At 73.4% G+C, this 8,851-nt stretch carries 6 protein-coding genes and 1 pseudogene; 3 read left to right on the forward strand and 4 right to left on the reverse strand.

Annotation, left to right across the window (positions count from 1 at the left end):
• From ACWJ6R_RS24105 to ACWJ6R_RS24120, 4 genes are all read right to left on the reverse strand, one after another.
• On the reverse strand, positions 1-2,066 hold a 2,066-nt coding region (locus ACWJ6R_RS24105), incomplete at its 3' end, for a hypothetical protein (RefSeq protein WP_449064414.1).
• Entirely contained in the window at positions 2,063-3,391 is a 1,329-nt protein-coding gene (locus ACWJ6R_RS24110; RefSeq protein WP_449064415.1) for an SWIM zinc finger family protein, read from the reverse strand. The genes ACWJ6R_RS24110 and ACWJ6R_RS24105, both read right to left, overlap by 4 nt.
• Before the next feature lie 190 nt (positions 3,392-3,581).
• The gene (locus ACWJ6R_RS24115) at positions 3,582-4,217 is read right to left on the reverse strand and encodes a hypothetical protein (protein ID WP_449064416.1); all 636 of its coding nucleotides are present in this window, start codon (positions 4,215-4,217) and stop codon (positions 3,582-3,584) included.
• A 335-nt stretch (positions 4,218-4,552) separates the two neighbouring features.
• Positions 4,553-5,488, reverse strand: a complete 936-nt coding sequence (locus ACWJ6R_RS24120) for a LysR family transcriptional regulator (RefSeq protein WP_449064417.1) — start codon at positions 5,486-5,488, stop codon at positions 4,553-4,555.
• 95 nt (positions 5,489-5,583) lie between these two features.
• Here ACWJ6R_RS24120 and ACWJ6R_RS24125 point away from each other — a divergent pair.
• The 3 genes and pseudogenes from ACWJ6R_RS24125 to ACWJ6R_RS24135 form a co-directional block, all read left to right on the forward strand.
• Positions 5,584-6,896: pseudogene (locus ACWJ6R_RS24125) on the forward strand (pyridoxal phosphate-dependent aminotransferase).
• Positions 6,897-7,093: 197 nt separating this feature from the next.
• Positions 7,094-7,738, forward strand: a complete 645-nt coding sequence (locus ACWJ6R_RS24130; RefSeq protein ID WP_449064418.1) for a GNAT family N-acetyltransferase — start codon at positions 7,094-7,096, stop codon at positions 7,736-7,738.
• A gap of 287 nt (positions 7,739-8,025) precedes the next feature.
• Positions 8,026-8,851 (forward strand): AfsR/SARP family transcriptional regulator (locus tag ACWJ6R_RS24135; protein ID WP_449064419.1); only part of this gene is annotated, 826 nt, incomplete at its 3' end.

An 8,851-nucleotide genomic window follows, 5' to 3' on the forward strand; every position in this document is an offset into this window, starting at 1 on the left:
GCGGCCGGTGGCCGCCCGGGCAGCCGCAGCAGCGCCTGCGCCAGGTCGGCCGGGAGCGGTTCCACCCCGGCCGCGGCGCAGGTCTCCAGCCGGTCGACCAGCACGTCGGGATCGAGGTGGCCGCTCGTCCAGGTCGGCGTGGCCAGCAGCACGGGCGGCAGGGTGCCGTTCCGGAGGGCCTCGGCGAGCTCCGCGTAGCGGTGCAGCAGGAAGTCGTGGGGCGGGGAGACCCGGTTGGGGTGGGGCAGCTCGTTGCGCCGCCGCCACTCGTCGTGCTCGGGCAACTCCTGGGGCATCCAGGAACGCAGCCGGGGCGGGACGAAGACGACGGTCACCTCCACGAGCGGCTCGTCCGGGCCCGGCGGGGGCACCCGCCGCCCCGCCCGCATCGCCGCGATCCGGGCGGGGTCCACGCCCAGCTCGGCCATGCGCTCGTAGGCGCGGTCGAGGATGAAGGACGGCATGGCCTCCGCGGAGTCGTCGTACAGGACGCCGGGCCTCGTCCGCACCGGATGGGGGCGGTCCGGCAGGCCGCCGTCATAGTCCTCCTCGTCGGCGTCGGCTTCCTCGGCTGCGTACTCCTCGTCGTCGGTACCGGGACGCCGCGGCTGCTCGACGTCGGTGGGCGGGCCGTACAGGTGGATCCGGCCCCCCGCGAAGGGGATCCGCTGGTCGCCCTCGCGGGCCACCGCCCCGTCCGGGCCGTCGTCGCTGGTCCAGGTGATGAAGAAGGCGCGCAGCGGGGCGTCGTCGTCCAGGTAGCGGCCGGGCCGGTAGAGGCCGCCCACCATGATCCGCCGGGGTCCCGGTTCCGGGTCGGGCTCCTCGCCACGGGTGAGGGCCCGCACTCCCACGGAGTGGTTCGCGCTGTCCCAGAACTTCTCCGGCCCGATCGGCGGCGGCTCCGGCACGCTCCCGGGGGTGACCAGCTCGGCGGAGAGCGCCGCCTGCCAGTCGGCGGGGTCCAGGCGCGCCTCTCTGGAGCGCCAGTAGCCCTGGTCCTGCTCGACGTGGGGCTTGAGCCTGCGGCGCAGTTCCGCCCGGTCGTCGGCGATCCCGGCGACGAAGGCCGCCAGCCAGCGCTCCTGGCCGATCCAGGGCTCGTGGTCGTCGGGGGAGATCGACGGCTCGGGGAACCTCCGCGCCCGCGGCGGCTCGGGCAGCGGCGGGAACTCCTTCCGCGCCGGCGCTTCCCCGACCGGGGTCTCCCCGCCGAACCGCTCGGCCAGCCTCGCCCCCAGGCCGGCGGGGAGGTGGCGGGCGCCGTCGAGGATCGTCTCGGCCTGGTCGGTGAACAGGTCGGCGTGTTTCAGCGTCAGTTCGGCCGCGCGGTTGCGCACGTCGAAGGACTTGTGCGCGTACGCCGTGGTCAGCGCGGTCGTGAAATCGGCGGCCGTCTCGGGTGCGGCGCGGATCGCCTGGTCGAGCCAGCGCAGGCCGGTGGCGGCGAGCTTGGCCTCGTCCCGGAAGGTGAGAGCGTCGACCGCCTCGACCAGGTCGGCGTGGTCGAGCGGCATCGCCCCGCGCACCTGCCCGGCGGCCAGCTCGGCGACCGTGCCCGGAGCCGACGGCAGCAACCGCAGGTAGTCGCGCAACCGGGGGGCGGACTCCGCGGGCGTGGGGTCGAGGAGCGTGTGCAGCCGGACGAAGAACCGCAGGTCCTGTGCCTCGCCGCCGCGCAGGAAACGGCTCACGCAGCCGTCGAGCACCTGCTCCCTGGGCAGCTCGCGGGCGGCGGCGGCCAGCCAGCGGGTCGGCAGGGGATCCAGCCGCTCGTCACGGAGGGCGCGGCCCGCGCCGTCGGCGTCGAAGACACCGGTCAGCAGCAGCGCGCCGGCCAGTTCGTCGAGCAGGTCGCCGACCTCCCAGGAGGCCATCTCCTCGAAGTCGTCGGGATGCTCGGCGCGCACCTGCTCGGTGCGGGCGCGGCGCAGCTCCTTCACGAGGCCGGGCAACCGCCCGGCCAGCTCGGCGCGCTCCTCCTCGGTGAGCGTGACCAGCCGGTCGGCCAGGCGGGTGACCTGGTTGCGGGTGACCAGGTCGCGGATCTCCGTCCAGAGGGTCACCGGGACGCCTCCACGGCGGCACGGGCGACGATCCGGGCGGCCAGCACGTGTTTGCACGGCCCGCGGGAGCCGCGATGGTCCCACCACCACTCGCAGGTGCAGGAGCCGTCGGTCAGCGAGACCCGGCGCGCGCCGCCCGGGGTGCGGACGGTGGCCAGCTCGCCTTCGAGGTGCACGGCGCCCGCGTCGACGAGCTTGCGCGCCTTGGCCAGCCGCGGGTTGAGCAGGATCACGTTGTCCTTGTCATAGGGCAGCTCGCGGTGGAAGTGGGCGGCCTCCGACAGGTCGTAGCCGACCCGGCCGGCGACGCCGAGCCGTGTCAGCGCGGCCCGCACCCGGTCGGCGGGGATGCCCGCGCGGTCGGCCAGCAGGCCGATCTCGACCTCGGGCTCGAAGTTGAGCAGCATGCCCACCACGTCGGCGTCGTCCTCGGCCTCGTCGGTGGCCAGATCGTCGAGCACCGCGCCCTCTCCGGAGAAGCCCCGCCAGCGCTCCGGGGAGAGGGTGAGCGTGTAGCGCATGCCCGGCAGCTCCAGCTCCCAGGCGCTGGAGGCGTCGTCGGCCGGGCCGTACACCCGGAGGGACTTCGCGAAGCGCAGCAGCGGCAGGAGGGTGCCGAGCCGGTTGGGGCCGGCGAGCCGGACCGAGCCCGGGACCTGGCGGTCGGAGACCCTCAGGTCCCGCCCCGCCTGCGCCACCCACACCGTGCCCTTCTTGGGCAGCCCGCGCAGGAACCGGACCGCCGCCATGCCGGTCAGCTCACCGCGCTGGTCCATGCCCGAGGCGATGACCTGGACCTCGGCGAAGCCGCGCAGCCAGCGCTCGGGCAGCGGCACCTTCTTCTCCACCACCGCGCCGTCCATCGTGGTCACGACCAGCTCGTCGAGCCCGACCCCCAGGTGCAGCGGGTCACGCGGGCCGATGCGCGCCAGCGCCTCCCGGAGCGGCGCGTTCACGTCGACGTTGGTGGTGCCCCGGTCGAACACCTCGCCGTCGAGCGCGCCGCTCAGCAGATCGAGCCGGGCGTACACGCCGCCGCAGGCCGAGAACGACTCGAACCGCAACCGGTCCCCGTTGCACGTCACCACCGGGTCGCGCACCCAGCCGGGCCGCGCCTGCGGCTGGTGGTAGCGGGCCAGCGCCACGTCGGCGACGCCGAGCAGCGCCGCCGCGGCGGGGGCCGCCTGGGTCACCACGCCGCTGAAGAACCGGGGGGCCACGGCCGGGCCGGACAGGGCCCGGCCGCCGGAGGTCGCCAGTCCGAGGCGACCGTCGACGAGGGAGGAGGGCGCGGCGTACGTGTACGCCTGCGTCGCTGAAGTCATGGCCGGGACGTTAGATCGCCCCACCGACAAACCGGCGCGGCGGATGCCGAGGGGTTCAGCGTCCCCGCGAACGCCCGTGCTCCCCGCCGGGCCGGCTCCGGGTCTCCATGCGTGCGGAGCACCCCGGCGAGAGAGGAAACGTGCGGGGCCGCACTCTCCGCCTCCGCCTCCGGGCCGTCTTCCTGAGCGTTCACCGCGCACGCTCCTGCATCCTCGCAGGAATCGACTCCTGGGTATCGGCCGGCCCCATGGAGAAGAATTCCGGAGCGTTTCGGAGGTATTCCGTGCCGTACATGAGATAGGTCGTGGCGACGAACAGCCAAGCGCTCGCCATCCCTTGCAGGCGGAGCGGCACGAGGTTTCCACTGAATGTGAAGAGAACGGATCCGGTCCCGAAGTCAGGGACGACCGTCATCATGTCGCTGAAATACCAGAACTGCCATCGGTTCCAGGCGGACGTGATGATGGACTCGTTCGTCAGGAACACCTGAACCGCCTGGTGCTCCCGCCACTGCGGCGCCGCCAGCTCCAGGGCCCGCGTTCGCCGGACGGAGTTCCCGATGGCGTTCACCGCCAGAGCCCCGATCACGAATGCGGGGGATCCGAGCGCGAGGACCGATGACCTCGTGTAACTGACATCGGCCGCGTACCAGCGCGAGTACCCCAGGTGGAAACCCGCGTGGAACCTGACCGGCGGCGGAACGTTGAGCGGCGGCCGGGGGATCTCCGGGAGCGTCCCCCCGTTCACGAGCCATCCTCTGAGCCCCGCGGCTTCCGCCCAGCTCCGCTGCCACATCCACTCTTCGTGAGCCGACTTGTTCCGCACGTGCGACCTCCAACGTCTCCATCGGAAACCCGCCGGATCTCACCGACGGCCCTATGGGAAAGAGATGTCCACCTCGCCCGGCCACCTCAGGGAAACCGGATCGGCGGAATCAGCTGGATCCCTCATCGATTCCAGGTGGTCACGCAGCGGTACCCGCGCCTTCCGTCAGAAGGGATTCTTCAGCTCATGGCGACAGCAGAAGGAGATGGACACCGTACCTTTTCAAGATTATTTCGGTCAAGGTGACCGGGCGATCTCCGGAATCGTCGAAACCCGGTGCGCGGAGGTGAGGAGCGCGCGCGATGGATGCGGCCTCGCCGCCCTCGGATCCGCGGTCACCTCACCGCGGGTTCGAGGGCGGTGAGATCGGCCGCGAGGTAGCGGGCGGCGGTGTGGACGGCCCGCAGGGTCACCGCCACGGCGGGGCGGTGCACGCTGGAGGCGCGGACGACCGCGTGCACGTCGCGGCCGGCCGGGGCGCCGGGGATCTCCCGGACGGCGATGCCGCGCACGCCCGCCGCCAGGGCCAGGGCGGGCACCGCGGCGATGCCGACGCCCTTGGCGACCAGGCTGAGGATGGTGCTCAGCCCTTCGAACTCCCACGGCACCGGCCCGATCCCGCCGACCCCGGCCATCATGTGGTCGACGGCCATCCGGGACGGCTCGCCGTCCGGGGTGGCCATCCACGGCTCGTCGCGCAGTTCCGCCAGGTCGACCGGTTCGTCCGGCGCGGCGAGGCGGTGCGTGCGCGGCACGACGAGCACCAGCGGGTCGCGCAGCAGCGGGAAGACCCGCATGGTCTCCGACTCGCGCATCCGGCCGTACCAGTCGTCCACCACGGCGATGTCGGCCGTGCCCGACTGGACCTCGCGGGCGCCCCGCCCCGAGCGGCCCTGCGCCATCCGCAGGGTCAGCGCGGTGTGGCGGCGCAGCAGCCGGGCCAGGGCGGGCGCGAAGGCCACGGCGGCGGTGGGGAAGGCCGTGACGGTGACCCGGCCCGACGGGGTGCCCGCCTGGGCGGACAGGTCGGACTCGGCGGCCTCCACCATCGCCAGGATCCGCTCGGCGTGCTCGACGAGACGGCGACCGGCGTCGGTCAGCTCGGCGCTGCGGGCGGTCCGGTCGATCAGCGTGGCGCCGGCCTCGCGCTCCAGCGCGGCCAGTTGCTGGGAGACCGCCGACGGGCTGTACCCGAGGGAGGCGGCGGTCGCGGCGATGCTCCCCTTCCGGGCGAACTCGCAGATCAGGGCCAGGCGGCGCAGCTCGAGCATCAGGTCTCCTTACGCCCACCCACATGAATCGAAGCTTGTCGTGATGCCTCCATCCCACCACGCTGGGAACGTTCCGCAACATAGGGGGAATCACCATGAACATCACTCTTTCCGCCACTTTGGCGGCAAATGAGGAAATCGAGCGGAGGCGGCGCGCCGGCCACCGGGTGCTGAACCTCGCCTTCGGTGAGGCGGGCCTGCCGGTCCATCCCGCCCTCCGGGAGAGACTCGCCGCCGCGGCCGGGCAGAACGGGTACGGGCCGGTCGCGGGAGCGGCCGGGCTGCGCGAGGCGGCGGCCGGATACTGGACCCGCCGCCGCCTGCCCACCGAGCCCGGTCTCGTCGTCTGCGGTCCCGGAAGCAAGCCCCTGCTGTACGGCCTGCTGCTCGCGATCGGCGGCGACGTCGTGCTGCCCGTGCCGAGCTGGGTCAGCTACGCCGCCCAGGCCGAGCTGGCCGGGGCGCGCTCCCTTCCCGTTCCGGCGCTCCCCGGCGAGGGCGGCGCGCCGGACCCGGAGCGGGTGGTCTCCGCCGTCCTGCGGGCGCGCGCCGCGGGCCGGGACGTGCGCTCGCTGCTGGTCACGCTCCCCGACAACCCCAGCGGGACGCTCGCGGGAGCCGACACGGTCAAGAAGCTCGCCGAGATCGCCCGCGAGCTCGACCTGATGATCATCTCCGACGAGATCTACCGCGACCTCGTCCACGATCCGGACGCGGGCTTCCTCAGCCCCGCCGAGGCTGCTCCCGAGCGCACCGTCGTCACCAGCGGGCTCAGCAAGAGCCTGGCCCTGGGCGGCTGGCGGATCGGCGTGGCCCGGCTGCCCTCCGCCGGGCTGCGCGACCGGCTGCTCGCGGTGGCCAGCGAGATCTGGTCCAGCCCGGCGGCCCCCGTCCAGCAGGCCGCGGCCTACGCCTACACCGAGCCCCCCGAGCTCGTCGAGCGGATCGGCCGCAGCAGGCGACTGCACGCCGCGGTCGCGCGGGCGGTGCACGCCCGGCTCACCGCGGCGGGCGTGCGGGCGGACCCCCCGCAGGGGGCTTCTACCTCTACCCGGACTTCACCGGCCTCCTGGACCCCGCCCGCCGACCGGAGGCCGCCCGCCGACCGGAGGCCGCCCGCCGTCTGGAGTCCGCCGACGCCGGCACCGGCGTCTCCTCCTCCGCCGAGCTGGCCGCGCTCCTGCTCGACGCGTACGGCGTCGGCGTGATCCCCGGGCACGCCTTCGGCGACGATCCCGCGGCGCTCCGGGTCCGGATGGCCACCAGCCTCCTGTACGGCGAGACCACCGAGCAGCGGCTGGCCGCGCTGAACGCCCCGGACCCCCTCGCGCTGCCCTGGATCGCGGCCTCTCTCGGCCACCTCGGTGAGGCCCTCGACGGCCTGGCCGCCCGGCGTCCCGCCCCCTGAGGAGGCCGGCCGCCGGATCGCACGTCTCAGTTTGGAAAAGGCCCACCGGAGCGCCCGGGCCCCGCAGTCGTGGACACCCCTCTGAGCTGCGCTTTCATCCCCCTCTCCGCGGTCGGGCGGCGGCTTTCCCGGATGCTCACGGAGATGTCCCGCGTCATTTGGCATTGAGCGTCGCAGAGAGCCCTCATCATGTGCTCATGCCCGCTTTTGTCACCCTGTCCGGGCGCCTCGTGCGCCTGGAGCCGCTCAGCCTCGCGGCCGTCGACGACCTCGTCGCCGCGGCGGGTGAAGACCGTACGACGTACGGGTTCACCCGCGTCCCCCATGGCCGGGACGAGATGGCCTCCTATGTGGAGGCCGCTCTGGCTGAGCAGGCGGAGGGCCGCACGATGCCCTTCGCCATCCGGTGGCTGCACACCGACCGAATCGTCGGTGCCACCCGTCTCATGAACCTGGAGTACTGGCAGGGCCCCATGCCCTGGCCGCCGGGCGCGCGTGGAGCGGTGGGCGAGGTCCCGTCCGTGGCGGACATCGGTTACACCTGGCTGGCCGCTTCGGCCCAGGGGACCGGCGTCAACCGGGAGAGCAAGTACCTGATGCTCTCGCTCGCCTTCGAGACCTGGCAGGTCCACCGCGTCACCCTCAAGGCGGACGTGCGGAACGCACGCTCCCGGGCCGCCATCGAAGCCCTCGGCGCGCACCTCGACGGTGTGCGGCGGGCGGAGAGCCGAGGCGCCGACGATACGGTCCGAGATACCGCGTTCTACTCGATCCTGAGCTCCGAATGGCCGCTCGTGCGAGAACGCCTGCACGCGCGGCTCGGGCTCGTCGAGGCCGCGTGAACGTCACCGTAACTTCGGATTAATGGAGAAAGGCCCGCTCGGGAATCATTCCGAGCGGGCCTTTTCCATGGCGGCACCCCCTGCCGCCCCTGCCCCGCCGGCCGGGCGCGGCCGCCCCCGTAGGGGCCGCGCTCGGCGGTGGAATCAGCATCCCGCCCGGGGTTCAACACCCGATCAACGGGCGATCAACGGTCCGACTGGCCGGTCGTCCAGGCAAGCTATGGGGAAAGCGGTCAAGGATCTATTATTTGGTCATAAAACTTCCCATTAGGGTGGAGATACCGGACATGGCGGCACAGGACGGCGACAACGGCCTGCGCTTCGCCGTACTCGGCCCCGTCCAGGCCTGGCGCGACGGCGCCGAGCTGGATCTGGGCACCCCGTTGCAACGTTCCATCCTGGCGATGCTGCTGGTCCGCGAGGGGCGGGCCGTGACACCGGCCGAGATGATCGACGGCGTCTGGGGGGAAGAGGCCCCTCCCCGCGCCCTCGGCGCACTGCGCACCTACGTCTCCCGGCTGCGCGCCGTACTCGAACCGGACCGCTCCCCCAGGACCCCGCCGGCGCTGCTCACCTCGGTCGGCCGCGGCTACGCGCTGCGCCTGGCCGGGGCCTGGTTCGACCTGAACCGCTTCGAGGCCGGGATCCAGGAGGCGGAGGCGGCCCGCCGCGCCGGCGACCCCGGCGGGGCGGCCGGGATCCTGCGCGCGGCGCTGGCGCTGTGCACCGGCGAACCGCTGGCCGGAGCCGTCGGCCCCTACGTCGAGCACCAGCGCGACCGGCTGGTGGAGTGCCGGATGAGCGCGCTGGAAACCCTGATGGACCTCGACCTGGAGCTCGGCCGGCACGCCGAGGTCGTCTCCGACCTGATGGCGCTCACCCGCGACCACCCGCTCCGCGAGCGGCTGCGCGCCCAGCTCATGCTCGCCTACTACCGGTGCGGGCGGCAGGCGGACGCGCTGGCGGTCTTCACCGACACCCGCCAGGCGCTCGTCGACGAGCTGGGCATCGACCCCGGCCCCGAACTGACCGCCCTGCACCGGCGCATCCTCTCCGGCGATCCGGCCCTCGCGGCCCCTCCCGCCGCCCCGGTACGGCCCGCCGCGCCCCCGC

This window comes from Planomonospora algeriensis (assembly GCF_977012225.1).